General features: G+C 40.6%; 24 protein-coding genes. 3 read left to right on the top strand and 21 right to left on the bottom strand.

The annotated features are described in order from the left end of the window. Positions 1–94: 94 nt before the first annotated feature. Positions 95–1,540, top strand: coding sequence for a UDP-N-acetylmuramoyl-L-alanyl-D-glutamate--L-lysine ligase (locus M1F74_RS03590; RefSeq protein ID WP_247946306.1), 1,446 nt, complete (start codon positions 95–97; stop codon positions 1,538–1,540). A gap of 35 nt (positions 1,541–1,575) precedes the next feature. On the opposite strand, the gene M1F74_RS03585 is transcribed toward M1F74_RS03590, so the two are convergent. The 20 genes from M1F74_RS03585 to M1F74_RS03490 form a co-directional block, all read right to left on the bottom strand. After that, positions 1,576–1,776, bottom strand: a complete 201-nt coding sequence (locus tag M1F74_RS03585) for a CsbD family protein (RefSeq protein WP_000051185.1) — start codon at positions 1,774–1,776, stop codon at positions 1,576–1,578. A 102-nt stretch (positions 1,777–1,878) separates the two neighbouring features. After that, positions 1,879–2,529: a DUF1803 domain-containing protein gene (locus tag M1F74_RS03580; RefSeq protein ID WP_247946305.1), complete on the bottom strand. Its 651-nt coding sequence runs from the start codon at positions 2,527–2,529 to the stop codon at positions 1,879–1,881. Further along, a complete protein-coding gene (locus M1F74_RS03575) occupies positions 2,513–3,025 on the bottom strand; it encodes a YiiX/YebB-like N1pC/P60 family cysteine hydrolase (protein ID WP_000880661.1) in 513 nt (170 codons plus the stop codon). Before M1F74_RS03575 ends, M1F74_RS03580 begins: the two co-directional genes overlap by 17 nt. An 85-nt stretch (positions 3,026–3,110) precedes the next feature. Further along, a complete protein-coding gene (locus tag M1F74_RS03570; RefSeq protein WP_009730386.1) occupies positions 3,111–4,046 on the bottom strand; it encodes a manganese-dependent inorganic pyrophosphatase in 936 nt (311 codons plus the stop codon). 85 nt (positions 4,047–4,131) lie between these two features. Then, the gene (locus M1F74_RS03565) at positions 4,132–4,416 is read right to left on the bottom strand and encodes a GIY-YIG nuclease family protein (RefSeq protein WP_084874347.1); all 285 of its coding nucleotides are present in this window, start codon (positions 4,414–4,416) and stop codon (positions 4,132–4,134) included. Next, positions 4,406–5,155 (bottom strand): tRNA1(Val) (adenine(37)-N6)-methyltransferase, encoded by a 750-nt coding sequence (locus tag M1F74_RS03560; RefSeq protein WP_247946304.1) that lies wholly within the window; start codon positions 5,153–5,155, stop codon positions 4,406–4,408. Before M1F74_RS03560 ends, M1F74_RS03565 begins: the two co-directional genes overlap by 11 nt. A gap of 53 nt (positions 5,156–5,208) precedes the next feature. Then, positions 5,209–5,568: a S1 RNA-binding domain-containing protein gene (locus M1F74_RS03555; protein ID WP_000689619.1), complete on the bottom strand. Its 360-nt coding sequence runs from the start codon at positions 5,566–5,568 to the stop codon at positions 5,209–5,211. 1 nt (position 5,569) lies between these two features. Further along, on the bottom strand, positions 5,570–6,970 hold the full coding sequence (locus tag M1F74_RS03550; RefSeq protein ID WP_247946303.1) for a bifunctional Cof-type HAD-IIB family hydrolase/peptidylprolyl isomerase: 1,401 nt from the start codon (positions 6,968–6,970) through the stop codon (positions 5,570–5,572). A gap of 122 nt (positions 6,971–7,092) precedes the next feature. Continuing rightward, entirely contained in the window at positions 7,093–8,196 is a 1,104-nt protein-coding gene (locus tag M1F74_RS03545; RefSeq protein WP_247946302.1) for a glycosyl hydrolase family 8, read from the bottom strand. Positions 8,197–8,204: 8 nt separating this feature from the next. Continuing rightward, complete coding sequence (locus M1F74_RS03540) at positions 8,205–9,515, bottom strand: glycosyltransferase family 2 protein (protein WP_247946301.1); 1,311 nt, start codon at positions 9,513–9,515, stop codon at positions 8,205–8,207. Positions 9,516–9,657: 142 nt separating this feature from the next. Beyond that, complete coding sequence (locus M1F74_RS03535) at positions 9,658–10,437, bottom strand: hypothetical protein (RefSeq protein ID WP_247946300.1); 780 nt, start codon at positions 10,435–10,437, stop codon at positions 9,658–9,660. Further along, positions 10,437–11,591 (bottom strand): non-hydrolyzing UDP-N-acetylglucosamine 2-epimerase, encoded by a 1,155-nt coding sequence (wecB, locus tag M1F74_RS03530; protein WP_247946299.1) that lies wholly within the window; start codon positions 11,589–11,591, stop codon positions 10,437–10,439. Before wecB ends, M1F74_RS03535 begins: the two co-directional genes overlap by 1 nt. A 408-nt stretch (positions 11,592–11,999) precedes the next feature. Beyond that, the gene (locus M1F74_RS03525; RefSeq protein ID WP_247946298.1) at positions 12,000–12,509 is read right to left on the bottom strand and encodes a GNAT family N-acetyltransferase; all 510 of its coding nucleotides are present in this window, start codon (positions 12,507–12,509) and stop codon (positions 12,000–12,002) included. A gap of 152 nt (positions 12,510–12,661) precedes the next feature. Then, a complete protein-coding gene (rpsR, locus tag M1F74_RS03520) occupies positions 12,662–12,901 on the bottom strand; it encodes a 30S ribosomal protein S18 (protein ID WP_000068664.1) in 240 nt (79 codons plus the stop codon). 31 nt (positions 12,902–12,932) lie between these two features. Then, complete coding sequence (ssbA, locus tag M1F74_RS03515) at positions 12,933–13,403, bottom strand: single-stranded DNA-binding protein SsbA (protein WP_000609595.1); 471 nt, start codon at positions 13,401–13,403, stop codon at positions 12,933–12,935. Positions 13,404–13,414: 11 nt separating this feature from the next. Next, entirely contained in the window at positions 13,415–13,705 is a 291-nt protein-coding gene (gene rpsF, locus M1F74_RS03510; protein WP_049505311.1) for a 30S ribosomal protein S6, read from the bottom strand. Between the two features lie 135 nt (positions 13,706–13,840). After that, a complete protein-coding gene (locus M1F74_RS03505) occupies positions 13,841–15,046 on the bottom strand; it encodes an MFS transporter (protein ID WP_247946297.1) in 1,206 nt (401 codons plus the stop codon). 123 nt (positions 15,047–15,169) lie between these two features. Next, on the bottom strand, positions 15,170–16,513 hold the full coding sequence (gene asnS / locus M1F74_RS03500) for an asparagine--tRNA ligase (RefSeq protein WP_247946296.1): 1,344 nt from the start codon (positions 16,511–16,513) through the stop codon (positions 15,170–15,172). Between the two features lie 148 nt (positions 16,514–16,661). After that, entirely contained in the window at positions 16,662–17,840 is a 1,179-nt protein-coding gene (locus M1F74_RS03495; protein ID WP_247946295.1) for a pyridoxal phosphate-dependent aminotransferase, read from the bottom strand. 9 nt (positions 17,841–17,849) lie between these two features. Continuing rightward, positions 17,850–18,326, bottom strand: coding sequence for a DUF5590 domain-containing protein (locus tag M1F74_RS03490; RefSeq protein WP_247946294.1), 477 nt, complete (start codon positions 18,324–18,326; stop codon positions 17,850–17,852). A 118-nt stretch (positions 18,327–18,444) separates the two neighbouring features. Between M1F74_RS03490 and M1F74_RS03485 the strand changes: the two genes are divergently transcribed. Continuing rightward, positions 18,445–18,891, top strand: a complete 447-nt coding sequence (locus tag M1F74_RS03485; RefSeq protein ID WP_247946293.1) for a MarR family winged helix-turn-helix transcriptional regulator — start codon at positions 18,445–18,447, stop codon at positions 18,889–18,891. A gap of 90 nt (positions 18,892–18,981) precedes the next feature. Then, positions 18,982–19,530, top strand: coding sequence for an NADPH-dependent FMN reductase (locus M1F74_RS03480; protein WP_247946292.1), 549 nt, complete (start codon positions 18,982–18,984; stop codon positions 19,528–19,530). 31 nt (positions 19,531–19,561) lie between these two features. Here M1F74_RS03480 and yaaA read toward each other — a convergent pair whose 3' ends face one another. Then, a complete protein-coding gene (gene yaaA, locus M1F74_RS03475; protein ID WP_247946291.1) occupies positions 19,562–20,290 on the bottom strand; it encodes a peroxide stress protein YaaA in 729 nt (242 codons plus the stop codon). Between the last annotated feature and the right edge of the window lie 59 nt (positions 20,291–20,349).

The following is a 20,349-nucleotide window of genomic DNA, read 5'->3' as shown; positions in this document are numbered from 1 at the left end:
TCAATTTTAATAACTAGGAAATTTTCCTCATCTTCCATTATAAACTTTTCCTTGTTACTTGTAAAATTCAGACTTTCGGTTTACAATAGAAAGTATGATAAAGATTGAAACCGTATTAGATATATTAAAGAAAGATGATCTCTTCCGCGAGATTATCGACCAAGGACACTACCACTACAACTACAGTGAAGTTGTTTTTGATAGCATCAGTTACGACAGCCGAAAAGTAAAAGAAGGCACTCTTTTTTTTGCAAAAGGCGCTGCCTTTAAAAAAGAATACCTTCTTTCTGCTATAAGTCAGGGCTTAGCCTGGTATGTTGCCGAAAAGGACTACGAGGTTGGTATCCCTGTCATCGTTGTGAACGATATCAAGAAAGCCATGAGTTTGATTGCTATGGAATTTTATGGTAATCCGCAAGAGAAACTAAAAATTCTTGCTTTCACAGGGACAAAAGGAAAGACAACATCTGCTTACTTTGCTTACCACATCCTATCTCAACGCTACCCAACAGCTCTCTTGTCAACTATGAATACAACTCTAGATGGCAAGACCTTCTTTAAATCTTCCTTCTCAACGCCTGAAAATATCGATCTTTTCAACATGATGGCTCAGGCTGTTAAGAATGGAAGAACCCATCTTGTAATGGAAGTCTCTAGCCAAGCCTATCTTGTTCATCGAGTCTATGGCCTGACCTTTGATGTAGGTGTCTTTCTTAACATCACTCCTGACCATATCGGTCCGATTGAGCATCCTAGCTTTGAAGACTACTTCTATCACAAACGTCTCTTGATGAAAAATAGCCGAGCAGTTGTCATTAATAGCGACATGGACCACTTTTCTGTATTGAAAGAACAAGTGGAAGATCAAGAGCATGACTTCTATGGTAGCCAGTCAAGTAACCAAATCGAGAACTCCAAAGCCTTTAGCTTTTCAGCTACAGGTAAACTCGCTGGTGATTATGATATCCAACTCATCGGCCACTTTAACCAAGAAAATGCAGTTGCTGCAGGACTTGCCTGTCTTCGTCTAGGTGCCAGTCTGGAGGACATCAAAAAAGGGATCGCTGCAACCCGCGTTCCTGGACGTATGGAAGTCCTGACTCAGAAAAATGGTGCCAAAGTCTTCATCGACTATGCCCACAATGGCGATAGTCTTAAAAAACTGATTTCTGTTGTTGAAACTCATCAAACTGGAAAGATTGCCCTGGTTCTCGGTTCGACTGGAAACAAGGGCGAAAGCCGTCGTAAGGACTTTGGTCTTCTCCTCAATCAACATCCTGAGATTCAAGTCTTTCTCACCGCTGATGACCCCAACTATGAAGATCCAATGGCCATTGCTGAAGAAATCAGCGGCTATATCAGTCATCCTGTTGAAAAGATTGCCGATCGTGAAGAAGCCATCAAGGCGGCGATGGCCATCACAAATCAAGAACTCGATGCTGTCATTATTGCAGGTAAGGGAGCTGATTGCTACCAAATCGTTAATGGAGTGAAAGAATCCTACCCTGGTGACGCTGCTATCGCAGAACGTTACCTATAAAATCAAAAAATCAAGGGAAGTTTTCCCTTGATTTTTTAGTCTTCTTTCTTAAATGAGTTTTTAAGACCTTCAACGGCACCTTCTACAGCACCTTTAGCATCTTCAACAACTTCTTTAGCTTTGGCAACTGTTTTTTCTACAGCACCTTCTGCTTCTGTTTTGCTATCGCCAGTAACTTTACCAAATCCTTCTTTGATAGCACCAGTTGCTTGTTCCAATTTATTTTCAAGTGACATAGCTCTGTCTCCTTTTTGTTTTAATACGATAATGGTTATCGCTTACATTTAGTTTATGCTTATTCTTTGGCAAAGTCAAACAATCTGCTCAAAAGCAAACAATTAAGACAAATAGAAAGACAAGCGTTCCTTGTCAAAATCAACAGCCAACTCATACTTTCCTTCTTCGTTTTGAACAATATAACCCAAGACGACTAAACTCTCAACGAAGATATCACGCCGTTTCTGCATGAGCTGGTCCTTTTTGAGGAACTTGAGCAAAAACGTCGTCATATACTTGAGAGCGTACTCAGGATTGACATCTCCTAAAATAGCATAAAGTTCCTGCTGTTTTTCTGTTAAAGGAGATTGGTTCTTGACCTTATAGAAATAATTCGACAGGGTCATCTTTTCTCTAGCAAAATCCGTGGATTCGACTAAAATGGCAGCATTGGTTTGATTGCGCAATTCTGTCTCATAAGTCTTCTCTAGCAAGGCTTGATAGACTGGACTGTCCTCTCTGATAAAAATTTCTTGGTCAAGGACTAAATCATCCGTAGATTCTAAAAAAGGGAGATTGAGGGAATAGCGTTTATTTTCCCTTAGGATCAAGCCTGCCTTAATATACTCTTCCATCAGTTTATCAACTGCTACATCTGGAAACTGAGTCTTGATTTCCCGGAGGATTACATCATCATGCTGGTCCAGAAAGTCCACCAAACCTACAAAAAATGGCTGTCGCGTCAAACGAGATGGATTAAAAATCTGAATCATGAAGATTCCTTTCTTTACATTTTAAAAGAGGGGATGCTGCTAACTGACTAGGATTGGTCCCCGGCTGGTTCAGAGGTACAGGAAGTTCGAGTTTCCTGTAATAGTCCCTCCAAAAATCACTAATCTCCTGCTCCCCGTCCCCAAATTTCATGGAAATAGTTTCAAAAATCGGTAGGATTTCAGCGATGTACTGGGAACAATAAAACCCTTCCCCATCAGGGTAAAAAGAAAAATTATAAGGAGCTCCAAGATGCTGGTTAGCTCTTTTCTTTACTTTTTGAATATCTATTTTTGGATAAAGATAAAGATCATACAGACAAGCTGGCTCTAAGAAGTCTCTTAGTTTTTGACAGATAACACCAACTTCACTAGTTGCATGATAAACAAATCCGTCTAAAAGGATAGCTACATGACTATAGTTCCCGGTAGAAGCCTGGATGGCCTGCCCCATATCTGAAAGGTCCTTCACAAAAATCAAATCGCCGTTTGCTAACATCTTTCTCTCCTAGAAAAAAAGGAGCCGAAACTCCCTTCAATATATGAAAACGAACGTTTTCTATTTTGAAATAACACCCAAAATCTTAAGCATTAAAGCTCTCAGTCAACTGAGGCACCACTTGTTTCTTACGTGAAACAGCACCTAGAAGGAAAGCGTGGTTATTTTCAAGTTTAAAGTTGAAGGCAGCTTCGACCTTGTCCATGTTTGATCCAAGAGCAAGGATTTCTGAGTTTGAGTTGACGATGTCTGTAATCATCAAGACAAAGTCAGAGTAGCCGTTTGCTGCATTAGCCGCTTGCATTGCTGCTTCGATTTCAGCTTGGCGTTCCAAGACTTCAGCAATATCAACTGTGTTAACCTGAGCAACACGAACCTTATTTCCGTTGAGTTCAAAAGTCTTAGCATCGATGTCAATCAATTCTTCAGCAGATTTGCTTGCCAAGTTTGTACCAGCCTTGAGCATAGCAAGACCGTACTCTTCCAAGTTGACACCTGCTAATTCTGCCAATTCAGGAGCAATGACTTTATCAGATGGGTGAGTTGTTGGTGATTTCAAAAGAAGGGTATCTGAAATCAAACCTGAAAGCATCAATCCTGCGATTTCTTTAGGAACTGCCACACCATGCTCTTTGAACATGCGATAAACGATAGATGAAGCTGATCCAACTGGTTCCAAGCGCATGTAAAGTGGGCTTGCAGTTTCAAAATTAGCCACACGGTGGTGGTCCACAACACCGTAAACTTCTACTTCAGCGATATCTGATACAGATTGTTGGAATTCATTGTGGTCGGTCAAGATGACTTGTTCTGCACCTTCTGCTTTAGCAGATGTGATGACGCGTGGTGCTTCTACACCAAAATAGTTCAAAACAAAAGCTGTTTCTTCATTTGGAGTACCGAGAGCTACTGCTTCCGTGTCCAATCCATACGCCTCTTTTGCAAGATAAGCAAAGGCTACAGATGACCCGATGGCATCTGAGTCTGGATTTTGGTGACCAAATACTAGAATCTTAGACATGATAATACCTCTTTAAATTTATTCATCTTATTTTAGCACTTTTTTCCTCTTTTGACAAAAGTAAGAGGAGTCAAAGGACTCCTCATTAGACATCAATATCGTTAACTAGATTTTTTTCTTGATTTTCGGATAGAAATCGTTCTTTCTGTGGACGTTTCTTTCGTTTGAGAAGAGCCTCTGCTGACATGGCTTCTTCCTTGCTAGCAAAGCCCTCTACATAGATGAGTTTAACTGGCAAGCGAGCTCGGGTATACTTGGCACCCTTACCACTATTATGAACGGCAAGGCGTTTCTTCACATCTGTCGTGTAACCAGTATAGTAAGAACCATCACGGCACTCCACCACATACATATAGGCCTTATGATCCATAGTAAATCTCTTGAATTTCTGGCGTGTAGGAACCATCATCATTGTGAACAATGAGTGGTGGCAAGACCTTGAAGCCGCTCGTTGATCCATCCTTAATAGCTTCGATTAAAAGCATATTGGCTTCCTTTTCTCGTTTAGGATAGACAAATTGCAGGCGCTTCGGAGCCAAATTATGGCGCTGAAGCATATCTAAGATATCCAAAAGCCGATCTGGACGATGAACCATAGCCAAACGGCCATTAGACTTGAGAATACTCTGGGCGCTCCGACAGATTTCTTCTAGATTAGTTGTAATTTCATGTCTAGCTAAAAGGTAGTGTTCACTCTCATTCAAATTGGAATGCGGATCCACCTTAAAATAAGGCGGATTACACAAAATCATATCCACCTTACTTCCCTGAATGTGGGCAGGCATATTTTTCAAATCATCGCAGATGACCCGCATCTGCTCTTCCAAACCATTCAACTGAACCGAACGCTCTGCCATATCCGCCAAGCGCTCCTGAATCTCTACAGATATTATCTGCGCCTGAGTACGTGAACTAGCAAAAAGTCCCACTGCACCATTGCCAGCACAAAAGTCCACAATTAAACCCCGTTTAGGGAAGCGAGGAAAGCGTGATAAGAGAACACTATCCACTGAATAGCTAAACACCTCTCTATTTTGAATGATCTTAATATCTGTCGAAAAGAGCTGGTTGATTCGCTCTCCTGGTTTTAATAATTGTTCTTCTTTCATACTTTTATTATAACAAATTATGTTAATATTACAAATGATTTAGATAATCGTATTTATGGCTTCTTCTTTAAATGCTCTAGTGCCTCACGCGTCCAAACAGGCATCATTCGTCCAAGTGGTGCAAAACCGTGCTTGATACGATCATTTGAAAAACGTCTCCGTCTTGGCAATTGATGTTTTTCCTCTTCCAAAGTACGGATAGAAAGACTAGCCTTCCCAGTGTATTCGTCAAAATCCACCACCTGTACTTGAACTTCATCACCAATTTTTAAAATGTCATAGATATTTTCAATAAATCCCGTCCGAATCTCCGAGATGTGAATCAGCCCTGTCACCCCTGTCTCTAACTCGACAAAGGCACCATAGGGCTGAATTCCTGTAATACGCCCAGTTAGCTTATCACCAATTTTCATTCTAGTCCTCAATTTCAATCGTTTCAATTACTACATCTTCAACTGGTTTGTCCATTGCACCTGTCTCAACAGCTGCAATGGCATCCAAGACCGCAAACGATTCTGCATCTACCAATTGCCCAAAAACAGTATGGCGACGGTCAAGGTGAGGAGTTCCACCTTGTTCTGCATAAATCTCAGCGATTGGTTCAGGCCAGCCACCACGCGCAATCTCTTTCTTAGAGTACGGCAAGTGTTGGTTTTGCACGATAAAGAACTGGCTACCATTGGTATTTGGACCCGCATTGGCCATAGAAAGGGCACCACGAATATTGTAGAGCTCTTCAGAAAATTCATCTTCAAAAGAGCCACCGTAGATTGACTCTCCCCCCATACCAGTACCAGTTGGGTCTCCACCTTGGATCATAAAGTCCTTGATAATACGGTGGAAAATCACACCATCATAGTAACCGTCTTTTGACAGAGCAACAAAGTTAGCCACTGTTTTAGGGGCATGTTCAGGGAAGAGCTTGATACGCAAGTCTCCGTGATTTGTCTTAATGGTCGCAAGAGGACCTTCTACTGTTTCAATATTTATTTGTGGGAAATGCAATTCTTTTTCTACCATACCAAATCCTTCTAAGGCATCAAAAATGCCATCTTCTTCTACTGTTTTTGTAATATAATCTGCTTTTTCTTTAATCTTTTCATGGGAAACACCCATAGCAACACTGATTCCAGCATAATCAAAGAGTTCCAAGTCATTGAGACCATCCCCAAAGACCATGACATTCTCTGGTTTCAAGCCTAGATGTTCCACCACCTTGGCTACACCAGTTGCTTTCGATCCTGAAATTGGCACGATATCAGACGAATGTTCATGCCAACGCACCATGCGAAGTTTATCTGATAAAGACTCTGGTAAGTGCAAGTCATCCCCTTTATCCTCAAAGGTCCACATCTGGTATATATCTGCTTTTTCATGAAAGTCAGGATCCACACCCAAGTTCGGATAAATCGGATCAATAGCCTCACTGATCAGTTCCGTTCGCGTGGAGAGTTTGGCATCATGACTGCCAACCAAGCCATATTCAATTCCCTCTCGCTTAGTCCAAGAGACATACTCCTCAACATCTGACTTGTCAATCTGATGCTGATAAATGACCTGACTTTTTTTATCTTCAATATAGGCCCCATTTAGGGTTACAAAAAAGTCCGGCTTGAGCTCACGAATCTCTGGAACAACTCCAAAAATACCACGTCCAGAAGCAATACCTGTTAAAATTCCTTTTTCACGCAACTGCTTAAAGACAGTGGGAATTGTAGCTGGAATAAAACCCGTCTTTGACGTACGCAGGGTATCATCAATATCAAAAAAAACGATTTTAATCTTCTTTGCCTTGTATTTTAATTTCGCATCCATCTCTCTACCTCTTTTCCATCACTCTTTCCATTATACCATAAAGCTGATGAAATTCCTTTTTTGAAAAAAGATGAAAATCCTATCAAAAAGAGAGCCAGTAAAACTAGCCCTCTCTTCTCATCCTAGAACATCTCTAGAGCAATCATGGTAATCATCGTTGCATCATAGTAGTTGTCCAAAGGTAAATCTTGTGTAAAAATGTATTTATTTTGCTGAAGAAGTTTCAGATAACCTTCTCCCTTGTCAGACGCATAGGTAATAGGGGCCAAAAAACTACCTGCCTGGTATTGATTGAGGGCAGTTCCATTCATGTCATAACCAGCATAAACGCGTCGCTCTTTCATAAAGAAATTCATCATCTTTTGAACGACTTTTTGACTTCTTTCATCTTGACTTTGAGACAAGTGATAAGGCAAACGACAAGCATTATAAGAATACGCTCCATCGTATTGAGACTCGATTGTGTTGGCATCAACAAGACGCGCGCCTGACTTCTCAGCCCAGATAAAGTCTGGCAAGAGACCCGTATCCGAATGAGAACTGATTTGCTCCAATTGCCCAAGCATCTTATCCTTAACATCTAGCCACTGTTTGTTTCCAGTCAGGTCGTAGAAAGACTGGAAATAGTGAGGAAGAGTATCAGACGTCCGCATCAAATAGTAAAAATCCGTATTTTTTTTCGCCCAATTTCCTACCTTTAGAACACCAGTCTCCTCGTTATAATTAAAGCGAAGAATATCAATCAAAATACTTTTGGCTTGATCTTCATATTCCTGTGCTTTATCTGGCCACTGCTTGGCAGCTTCAATCAAGGAATAGGCGATGTAGAGATCACCATCAGTTGCGTTTTGTTTATCAACCGTTTCGCTATCATTTTTGATCACTTGCTTCCAAGACATCAACTGCGTTCCCTCGATACGATGATTTTGATAATAGCGATAAAGGCTATCAAAATCTGCTTGTGTTGCTTGCCCTTTTTGGGCTGCTAAAACCGTTATGAGCATGCCGTAACTTTGGGCCTCTGATAGAACCGTCGTTTCCTCAGAATCATTCGTCGTACGAACATAAGACTGATCGCCTTTTGTAACGAGAAACTGTTGGCTCCATTGGCTGTAAATTCGATTACGCATCTCAATTTTAGTCCTTCCTCTTGCTAAAAACAAGGCTAAACAAAAGATAGAAAGGATGAACACAAACCATACATATTTTAATTTATTCGTTTTCATAGAACCTCCTATCCTGCAAACCGCTTGGTTTTAACCCACTTGGTTTCTTTTCGGTGGAGTACCTTATCCAGCACGATTGAAGAAATGGAATCAATGGATACAACGATAAACATCTGTGCATAAGAGAAATAGGCTACCAAGGCCAACCAGATTTGTTTAGTTGTCGCTTGTCCAAATTGACTTGCCAATGCAATCATAATCTGCATCAGATACAGACCAATCATGAGAATCCAGTTAAAAAGCATGAGCTGGGCAATGTAGATATTGTCCGCATCAAAAGCAAATGGAACCCTGACATCTGGGAAGAAAAGATTAAGGCAGATCGCTAGCACATTCGCTAAGAAAATCAAATCCGAGAGGACAATGGCAAAGTTAAACCAAAAGAAGACACAGGAATAGTTAAAGACCTCTAGTTTGACACGCCAGTTTGCTCTGTCAAATAAATGCTTAAAGTTTGAGAGAACAACTTCGTAGTTTCCTTTAGCCCAACGTTTACGCTGCATATAGTAACTCTTTAAGGTCTCAGGTTCTTGTTGGAAAGCCTCTGAATTATAGGCAAGGGCAATCAATTTCCCACTCTGCATGATTTTGAAGGAAATATCGGTATCCTCAGTTAAGGCACCATTTTTCCAACCACCGATGCTCTTTACAAAGTCGGTTTGAATGATAAAGTTGGTTCCTGGGATACGCCCAATTTTAAAGAGATGCCACATCCCAACGTGGTGCACGCGCTGAGTAACAACGATTTCTTGGTTGATACAACGAGTCAAGAAATTTTGATTGGCATTTCGAGTCTTGTTGCGACCGAAAGATGCCACGTGGCGTTCTGGATCCTTCATCACTTCTTTCACAAGGAAATAAAGGGCATTTTTTTCAGGCATGGCATCCGCATCATAGACACAGATGTATTCTCCCGTTGCCATCTTCAGGGCATCGTTTAGAACACCTGCTTTTCCTCCTGTCCCAGTACGGTCGATAATAGTCAGATTTCTTCCTGCATATTCAGGCAGAGCTTGTACAGACAAACATTCTGCATAGGTGTTATCCGAACAGTTATCTGCAAATAGAAGCAACTCCACACGGTCGTGAGGATAGTTCATATCCAAGATAGCTTTTGCTGTTTGGGCAATAACCACATCCTCATTATGAGCAGGTACGACAATGGTAACCTTAGGGTAATAAGGTAGTGGCGAGGTATCTACACGAAAATCACTGTGTTTAAACCAAAAGTGTACTGCTGAAAAGAGAATTACCAAGCCCCAAGCTAGAGAAATCCAAATTGTAAGCAAGGTAAAAATCATTAACATTTGACTAATCATGATTCACCGCCTTAAAATTTTTGTTGACTCGATGGTAAAGAATACTGTATGCAATAAATAATATGACAAAACAAATGCCAAAGGTAAGACTGAGTCCCAAAGCAATGCCAAAAAATATATTGGTTAGAGTCATGTTTCCCTCCTAATATTCTACAATTACATCTGTCTCTAATTGACGTTTGAGATGACTGGTAATATCCGAGTAGTCTTGGTATTTCCCACTATTATCAGAGTTAATCACCAAATAGCCTGTTTGGAACTGAATTCCTTGATTGCCATCTTCTCCATGAAAAACTAAACTGCTTAGTTTCTCCTGCAAACCATTCAAATAAAGTTCCTTCAAAGAATGTTGGCTACTACTCGATAGAACGAGAAAATTACCTTCTGAAACGTAATAGAGCTTATCATTGTAACTCAATTCCTGAGCAATGACCTCTTGAATACGACTGAGCATCTGGTTATACTCTTTCGGTTTTATCTGGAAGAACAACTCTTCATGTGCCCAATGAATCAATAGAGATTGAACCGTCACATCACTTTGTTCAGTGACCATAGCTTGGTAATCTGCTCGAGCTTCGTCTTCCTGTTCTTGGACCTTTGAGATCACCTTGAAGAAATAATAACGAACTTTAAGTAGAATCCCAATCAAAAGAGGAAAACTAATCAATAAGAAGACTAGTTGAATGATTGGGATATAAACTACACCCACAACCAAAGCAATAAGTCCAAGCCCAAATGTTAAGATAAGGGTCCAAGTAAGCAAAAGGTCAGATAATACCAACACTGCAAACAAGGCTAAAGCTAAAAACAAGATTTGTTCTAAAATAATCTCTCGAGCAAAGAAAAAAGAAAGCCCTAAAAGAAGTGACTCGCACCCCAGAAAAGCGAGGAGCCAATTCCTAAATTTATTCCATGTTTTCATTACGCCTCTTCCCCCTCTTTAAATTCAGATACAGATTCAGCCATGCCAAAATAATGTTGTATAGCACGAACGATTCGTTCAGATGCTCTTCCATCTCCATAGGGATTCTGTGCCTGAGACATTTGTCTATAAAGAGTTTCATCTGTTAAGAGTGTTGCCATAGCCTCTTTGACACATACTGGATCCGTACCAACTAGCTTCAAAGTACCTGCTCTTACTCCTTCTGGACGTTCCGTCGTGTCACGAAGGACAAGGACAGGTTTGCCGAGAGAAGGCGCCTCTTCTTGAACACCTCCAGAGTCGGTCATGATAAAATAGCTTCTTGAAGCTAAATTATGAAAATCAAGTACATCTAAAGGATCAATCAAATGAATACGATCGTGACCAGCTAAGATATCTTTTGCTGCTTCTTGCACGGCAGGGCTAAGGTGAACAGGATAAACAACCTCAATTTCCTGATGAAGATCTACCATCTCACGTAAAGCTGTAAAGACATTTCTCATTGGTTGACCTTGATTCTCACGACGGTGCATGGTTACTAAAACAAGCTTCTTAGAAGGATCTAATTGATCTAGAACTTCATGATAGTAATCCGATTGAACGGTTAATTTCAAAGCATCAATGGCTGTATTCCCCGTAATGACAATAGCAGACTCAGGATGATTTTCCTTGAGGAGATTATCTTTACTCTCACTAGTTGGAGCAAAATAAAGATCCGCAAGGTTATCTGTCATCTGACGATTCATCTCTTCTGGGAAAGGAGAATACTTATCAAAGGTCCTTAGACCAGCTTCAACGTGGCCGATACGTACCTGATTATAGAAAGCCACTAAACTTGCTACAAAAGTTGTCGTTGTATCTCCATGAACAAGAATCATATCTGGACGTTCTTGCTTAACAACTGGATCAAACTTTTCTAAAATTTTTCCAGTAATATCTAAGAGGGATTGATTTTGCCCCATAATATCCAAGTCATAATGTGGCTTGATGCTAAAAGTTTCAAGAACTTGATCTAGCATTTGACGGTGCTGAGCTGTCACAACAGTGATCGTCTCAATGCTGTCACTATGTTTTTGCAATTCTAACACTAAAGGGGTCATTTTAATAGCTTCTGGTCGTGTTCCAAAAACAACCATCACTTTCAGTTTTTTCATTATGGTATCCTTCTACTATAATAAAATTTGACACATCAGATTAATTAGTACATCTGATAGTTCCAATATCAATTAATTTGACTTTCGTAATTATTTTACCGCCAATTAATTTATATGTCAAATTTTTCTAAGTATATTATTGCATCTAATTTAATTTTAAATAATCGTAATATTTTTGTAATGATATAATTTACACTGTGTAAATATTAAATCTTAAACTTTTCTTAAATATTTTTAAAATTCTAAACCTTACTATATTTTGAATATTTATTTTTATCTTGATAATTCAAATAATTATATTTTATCGTTTCATAGAATCCCCCTTTTTCTAACAAAAAAATCCCTCTCTAATGAAAAAGGAATTTACGACTTCTTGCTATTTTAAAGTTAAACCTTATAAGATCTATCTTAAATCAAATCTTTTGACAGATATAAAACAAGGTCACCGATATCTTCACAAGTAGCATCCATAGCCGGTCTGTGATTTTGATACCAGACGCCCGAACCATCTGGAATATAACCTCGTTTGATGTACAATCTCTGGGCAGGTCCATACCCTGAATGGAGCCCAACACCAAGGGTCACCTTATCCGATATGAGCTTAACTCGATTTTCAGCTTCTTCCATCAAGAGGTTTCCAATTCCTTGATTTTGAAAAGGCTCAAAGACATTGAAATCTGAAAGTTCTGGATAGATTTCTGCACAAGGCCCCTGCTTAGCGCAGGGCAAAATTGTGATATACCCCACTAAAGCACCCTCAACCTCTGCAACTAAGACTTCTCTCTCCCCACATTCTTGTTCAAGAAAATATCTAGCCAAAATTTCTTCTCTACCCGGCCAACCTTGATTGATAAAACCTTGGGATAAGTGTTCGGTATCAGATTCGATCATTTTTCTAATAATACTGTTTCCCTTCATAAGGCACCCCTTTGAAAATTCATACTATCATTATAACACATTTATAGTCAAAGAAAGAAGACCCAGTGGGTCTGAAAAAGAGGTCCACCCGGACCTCAACTCGCTCTCTCATTTCCATGCTCGTGAAAAAAAGACCCGTAAGGGTCTTTTCTTTAATCTTCGTTTACGAAAGGCATCAAAGCCATTACGCGAGCGCGTTTGATAGCTGTTGTTACTTTACGTTGGTTTTTAGCTGAAGTTCCTGTTACACGACGTGGAAGGATTTTCCCACGTTCTGAAACGAAACGGCTAAGAAGCTCAGTATCTTTGTAATCAACATATTCAATTTTGTTTGCTGCGATGTAATCAACTTTTTTACGGCGTTTGAATCCGCCACGACGTTGTTGAGCCATGTTTTTTCTCCTTTATAGTATTAATTGTCCATTAGAATGGTAAATCATCATCTGAAATGTCCAATGGATTGGTTGCTCCAAATGGATTTTCAGAACGTGAAAAGTCTGGTACTGGATTTGCAGGTGCTGATTGACCAGCAGTTGGTGCAGAATAAGCTCCACCTGAATGTCCTTCGCGCACTCCGCGGCTTTCCAACATTTGGAAATTCTCAGCCACGACTTCTGTTACGTAGACACGTTGTCCTTGCTGGTTATCGTAACTACGAGTCTGGATACGGCCTGTGATCCCGATAAGAGAGCCTTTTTTAGCCCAGTTGGCAAGATTTTCAGCCTGTTGGCGCCACATAACGACATTGATGAAATCAGCCTCACGTTCGCCATTTTGACTCTTAAATGTACGGTTTACTGCAAGAGTAAAAGTCGCAACTGCTACATTTGATGGGGTATAACGCAACTCAGCGTCACGTGTCATACGCCCTACAAGTACAACATTGTTAATCATAATTTACCTTCTTACGCGTCAAGTTTGACGATCATGTGACGAAGAATGTCAGTGTTGATTTTTGAAAGACGGTCAAACTCTTTAAGAGCTGCGTCGTCGTTTGCTTCAACGTTAACGATGTGGTAAAGTCCTTCACGGAAATCTTGGATTTCGTATGCAAGACGACGTTTTTCCCATGATTTTGATTCAACAACAGTTGCACCGTTGTCAGTCAAGATAGAGTCAAAACGTGCTACCAAAGCGTTTTTCGCTTCTTCTTCAATGTTTGGACGAATGATATAAAGAATTTCGTATTTAGCCATTGATATGTTCCTCCTTTTGGTCTAATGACCCCCAGTCTTTGCAAGGGGTAAGTGAGGTTCGCTCACAATAAACCATTATACTAGAAAAACTGATAGATAGCAAGTAAAAAAGATAAAAGTGAAAAAATAACTATATTACTTAGAAATAACATCCTCTTTGAGTCCCAAAGCTCTGGCCATCTCTTTCAAAATGAAAAATAGCAAAAAGCTGGCTAGCACTAAAAAGAGACCTAAGTAAAGGAATGCTACTACAAATCCTAGAGAATCAATCAGCCACCCCGTTAGAGGAAAAATAACAATCATACTCAGACTAAACATCATGGAGTAGACACTTAGCATGGTTGCCCGTACCTCACTTGGGAGTCGCTTTTGTAAATCGTTGTCAAAAATCGGTTGAAAGAGAGCATATAAGGCATTACTAATCAAATAAATCAAAATATAAATTAGAGATGTGCCAATGTAGGAAAGTAAGTAGGTCACTCCAGTTAAGAGTACAAGAATTGGAAAGAGCTTTAAGGCTGAATACCTCTTTCCAATCTTACTCGCTAGATAAACTGCCCAGATATTCAAAAGACTGCCCATCAGCATGACCATCGAAATTTGCCAACCTTCTAAGTCAGGCAGTTGATTTTGATAGTAAAAATAAAACATGCACATCAGGGTCCCGATGATTTGGGACAGAATCATCCAAGCAAAAAGACTGGGATTTCTCCGCAACTCCTCTTTGACAGTCCAAATAATTTTTTTCATGGTCAGACGCTCAGATTTTTGCGCTTTAACACTAGGCTCTTTTAGCATCCAGGTTAGGAAAAGGACGATTATAGAAGTGGCAATCATGATATAGTAGGTCAAGTGCAATTGACCATGGACAAAAAACCCCGCTAAAACGGTTCCCAAAGACCGAGTTCCTTCTGCTACTCCTGACATAAAACTTGAGATAGACAAGTAGCGCTCTTTTAATCCAGCCTCCACGGCCGAATCATAAACCATGGCTGCACTCGTCCCCGAATCAAAATTATAAGACAGGGCACTCACCACCATAGCGAGGGCATAAATCCAAAAATTACCTTGCCCTACTAACATGAGAATAGACGACGCAATTCCAGCTATTCGACTTAAATACAGATTTGTTTTATAGGAATAGCGGTCAGCTAACATTCCAGAGGGAATTTCACAAATGACACTGGTGGCATGAAAAATACTTTCCAATAAGCCAATCTGCCAAAGTGACATCCCATTTTGACTGAGAAATAAAATCCAAAAGCTGGTAATGCCCAAAAAAGCAAAACATTCCACTCCAGCCATGAGACCGATATTCTTCCGATAATTTGGTTTAAACATCATTTCTCCTTTAACAAGTGTATATATTCTTGTGTCTGTCACTTGTTAATCCTAACTTTACATGTTCCTCGCCTCTTCCTTCTTCTACTTTGAAAAAACGCCCCTAGGGCGTTTTGATTTATTTTATGGTTTGATACGGTGCAACATACGTGGGAATGGAATCGCTTCACGAATGTGTTTTGTACCTGCTGCGAAAGTTACCATGCGCTCGATACCGATCCCAAATCCACCGTGTGGGACAGTACCGTATTTACGAAGGTCAAGGTAGAATTCATACTCTGTGCGGTCCATTCCAAGTTCTTCCATCTTAGCGACAAGGGCATCGTAATCTTCCTCACGCATAGAACCACCGATGATTTCTCCATATCCTTCCGGTGCAAGCAAGTCTGCACAAAGCACGCGCTCTGGATTTCCAGGAACTGGTTTCATGTAGAAGGCCTTGATAGCTGCTGGATAGTTCATGACAAATGTTGGCACACCAAAGTGGTTTGAAATCCAAGTTTCATGTGGTGAACCGAAGTCATCTCCATGCTCGAGATGTTCATAGTCAGCGTCTTCATCATTTTCATGTTCTTGCAAGAGGTCAATGGCTTGATCGTAAGTGATCCGTTTGAAAGGTTCTGCAATGTAGCGTTTCAAAAGTTCAGTATCGCGTTCCAATGTTTCCAAGGCTTGTGGTGCACGATCCAAAACACCTTGGAGAAGGGCTTTAACATAGGCTTCTTGCAAGTCAAGTGACTCGTCATGTGTCAAGTAAGAATACTCCGCATCCATCATCCAGAACTCAGTCAAGTGACGGCGCGTTTTTGATTTTTCAGCACGGAATACTGGACCAAAGTCAAAGACACGACCAAGGGCCATAGCACCCGCTTCAAGATAAAGCTGACCTGATTGGCTCAAGTAGGCTGGAGTTCCGAAGTAGTCCGTTTCAAAGAGTTCTGTTGAATCTTCAGCTGCATTTCCTGAAAGAATTGGGCTATCAAATTTCAAGAAGCCATTCTTGTCAAAGAACTCATAAGTTGCGTAGATAATGGCGTTACGGATTTGCATCACTGCTACTTGCTTACGAGAACGGAGCCACAAGTGACGGTTGTCCATCAAGAAGTCTGTTCCATGTTCTTTTGGAGTGATTGGGTAATCTTGTGATTCACCGATGACTTCGATGTCTGTGATATCGAGTTCATAGCCAAACTTAGAACGCTCATCTTCTTTGACAATCCCTGTCACATAAACAGAAGTCTCTTGGCTCAAGTGTTTGATCGTTTCAAATTTTTCAAGACCAACTTCTTCGCCGAATTTTTCAATAAAGTTTGGTTTGAAGGCAACTCCTTGGAAAAAGGCTGTTCCATCACGCAATTGCAAGAAGGCAATTTTTCCTTTTCCTGATTTGTTGGCAACCCAGGCCCCGATGGTCACTTCTTGACCAACGTAGTCTTTCACTTCGATAATTGTTACACGTTTTGTCATGTTTTATCTTCCTTTTCTTTAACTTGTCCGAAGACGTCATTACTCACTATTTTACCATAAATAGACTCTGATAGCTAGGTGCTACTGGAGAAAATTCGAGAGAATTTCATTACAAAAATCTTCGCCAAGATGACGAAGACTTTGAGTTTTAGTTTTCCATAAATTGATGCAAACGGCGAATAGCTTCTTTCAAGGTGTCCAAGTCAGTTGCATAACTGAGACGAACATTTTCTGGCGCCCCAAACCCTGCTCCTGTAATCAAGGCAAGACCGACTTCCTCAAGAATAGCCGTTGTAAAGTCCGTTACATCGGTATAGCCCTTCATCTCCATCGCTTTTTTAACATTTGGGAAGAGATAGAAAGCTCCTTGGGGCTTGACAACTTCAAATCCTGGCACTTGGCACAAAAGAGGATAAATGGTATTCAAACGTTCCTCGAAAGCCTGACGCATAGTCTCTACAGAGTCTTGCGGACCAGTTAGCGCTTCGATTGTTGCGTATTGAGATACTGCAGTCAGGTTAGAAGTCGTTTGACCAGTCAATTTACTCATCGCAGCGATAATTTCAGGATTTCCCACAGCATAACCTACCCGCCAACCAGTCATGGCATAGGCCTTAGATACACCGTTAATCACGATGGTTTGCTTGCGAATGGCTTCTGACAGACTAGATATTGGAACAAATTCATTCCCGTTATAAACCAAACGACCATAAATATCATCTGCTAGGATAAGGACATCATGCGCAACAGCCCAATTTCCAATAGCCAAGAGTTCCTCACGAGAGTAAATCATACCGGTCGGATTCGATGGTGAATTGAGAACCAAGACCTTGGTCTTATCTGTTCGCGCTGCTTCTAGCTGCTCTACTGTTACTTTAAAGTGATTGTCTTCCTTGGTCTGGACAAAGACTGGCACACCTTCTGCCATCTTGACCTGGTCTCCATAGCTGACCCAGTATGGTGTAGGGATGATGACTTCATCACCTGGATTGACCACAGCCATAAAGAAGGTGTAGAGAGAGAACTTAGCACCAGTGGCAAAGGTAACCTCGTTGGCCGCTACGGAATACCCATAGTGGCGTTCAAAATAGGTATTAACCGCCGCTTTTAACTCTGGTAGACCTGAAGCAACTGTATAGAAGGAAGCACGTCCATCACGAATCGCTTCTACCGCTGCATCCTGAATATTCTCAGGAGTATGAAAATCAGGCTGTCCCAAGGTTAGGAAAAGAACATCCTTTCCTTGAGCTTTTAATGCCTTGGCTCTTGCATCACTAGATAGAGTGACACTTTCTTCCATTTCTAGTACACGTTTGGATAGTTTCATATGCCCTCCTTATTGGATCACTGCTCCTGTTTCAAAGTCAACCAGATAGTACTGGTTTCCTGACTTGACTTCCCAAATCGGCTTGTCCTGATAACGACCAAAGGTAATCTTGTCAATGTCGCTAGCGCCTTTTTTCCTTGAAATCGTCACCGCCTTATCTTGAGAAATCCCCTTATCTAGCTGATAGACATAAATCTTGTGGTCATTCTTTTCAATCAGTACGGCAATGGCCTCTTGCTTTTTATTATGTCCTAAAACGCTGTAATAACCTTCTAGTCCATTATAAAAATCAACCTGATCTGCCTTTTCCAATTCTGCATACTGCTTGGCCAGTTTTTCTCCTTCAACCCTAGCATCTTGATAGGGTTTCATGCTAAGCGAAATCAGGTAAAGAAAGGATCCAGTCAGCACTAGCAGTACCAGAGAAATGCCGATTCCGTATTGTATAAGTAGCTTGTTTTTTGCGTTTTTCTGTCTTAGTTTCACTCGTCTATTTTACCATCTCTCCTCCTTTATTACAAGTGAAGACAGGAACATTCTAAGAATCTTTTCCTATAAAACATAAGTTCTTGTTATTCTCTCTCATTATTGATAAAATAACCTTATGAAACAATATTTGAAAGAGAAAATTTCCGATAATCAACTAGACTTAAAAACAGCTATCGTCCTCAATAAAGCCATACGAACTTTTAAACCATATGAAGCCAAGGCTGCTAAAGAACACGGGCTAACACCCACTCAATTTTCAGTTTTGGAAACCCTCTATAGCAAGGGGGAACTGCGCATTCAGGATTTGATTGAAAAAATGCTGGCCACTTCTGGAAACATGACTGTTGTCATTCGAAATATGGTTCGAGATGGGTGGATTTCTAGAACTTGTGACCCCAAGGATCGTCGCTCTTTTTTCCTGAAATTAACACCTGCAGGACGCAGAAAAATCGAAGAGGTCCTTCCTGACCATATCGATTCTATCATAGAAGCACTCAGCATCTTGGAAGATGGCGAAAAGGAAGACTTAATCCGGATTTTAAAAAAATTTAAAAATTTGTGAGCAAAATTATTGCTAATTAGTATTATTTGTTGTAACATAGATGGTAACAAAAGAGTTCGCTCTTTAATTTTTAACTAAAGGAGACACATCATGTCTAAAAAAGTACTATTTATCGTCGGATCACTTCGCCAAGGTTCTTTCAACCACCAAATGGCCCTTGAAGCTGAAAAAGCACTTGCTGGCAAAGTGGAAGTTAGCTATCTTGATTACTCTGCTGTTCCCCTCTTCAGCCAAGATCTTGAAGTTCCAACTCATCCAGCCGTAGCTGCTGCTCGCGAAGCTGTCCTTGCTGCCAATGCCATCTGGATCTTCTCTCCAGTCTACAACTTCTCTATCCCTGGAACAGTGAAGAACTTGCTTGACTGGCTCTCGCGCGCCCTTGACTTGACAGATACACGTAGTGCTTCTGCCCTCCAAGACAAGTTTGTTACTGTCTCATCTGTAGCCAATGCAGGTCACGAGCAACTCTTTGCGATTTACAAAGACCTCTTGCCATTTATCCGTACACAAGTCGTTGGTGACTTTACTGCCGCGCGTGTCAATGACTCTGCTTGGGCAGACGGAAAATTGGTGTTAGAAGAAACAACTGCTTCATCTCTTGCCAAACAAGCTGACAATCTTCTTGCAGCCATCAACTAATCAAACAAAAACCAGCTCATTCGAGCTGGTTTTATGCTTGTTTCACAAAGACGAGTTCTAAGTCACTTGATAAATCAGGTCGGTAGTCAAAACCGGCAAAGCTGAGCTTACGAACTTGCTCAATTGTTTGAACTTGTCCTTCTATCAAGGCTGTCAAAAAGGCCCCACGCGCTTTCTTTGAAATAGTTGAATGGATTTTCAGCTGCCCAGCCTTGTCCTCCATAAATTTGAAGGTCACCATCTTTTCTCTGATTTCCTTAGAAAATACAGTTTCAAACTCTGAAGACAAGAGAGAAAATATCAAGTCCTCATCCTGCAGGGCCTCATCGTAGGCAGATTTCCAATGGCTCTTCAGGGTTTTTCCAGCCACTTTTAACTTCATCAAGAAGTCCAAACGGTGAGGAGCCATAGGTGATAAGGCTGGAACAACACCATACAAAGCTGATGTAATTAAAACATGATTTTCAAGATAGATTTGTTCAATCTCAGTCAACTCATCTCGTTTGATGTGGCGATACATGAGACCATCAAAGAGTTTCAAAGCTGGATAGTTTTTGGCTCTTTGTTCTTTTAAGGATTGGATGCGTTCATATTCCTCTTGCGCTTTTTCGGCAGAGATTTTGTAAAACTTCTCTAGTTCTTGAGTAGAGTATGTCGCTAGTTCATCAAGGACTGCCTGACTTTCAGGACGCAATGGATACGCATCTAAACTAGGGATTTCGGTGTTCATTTCTTTTGCTGTTGGGATTAAAATTTTCATATTGTTAGTGTAGCATATTTTTCAATCACGACCAAGAATTTCATCTGAAAAACCTCGGT

It is taken from the genome of Streptococcus oralis (assembly GCF_023109315.1).
In the GTDB taxonomy this organism is placed as follows: Bacteria; Bacillota; Bacilli; order Lactobacillales; family Streptococcaceae; genus Streptococcus; species Streptococcus oralis_BS.
The sequence above is the reverse complement of the archived record's forward strand: the minus strand, read 5'-3'. Positions and strand labels throughout refer to the sequence as shown.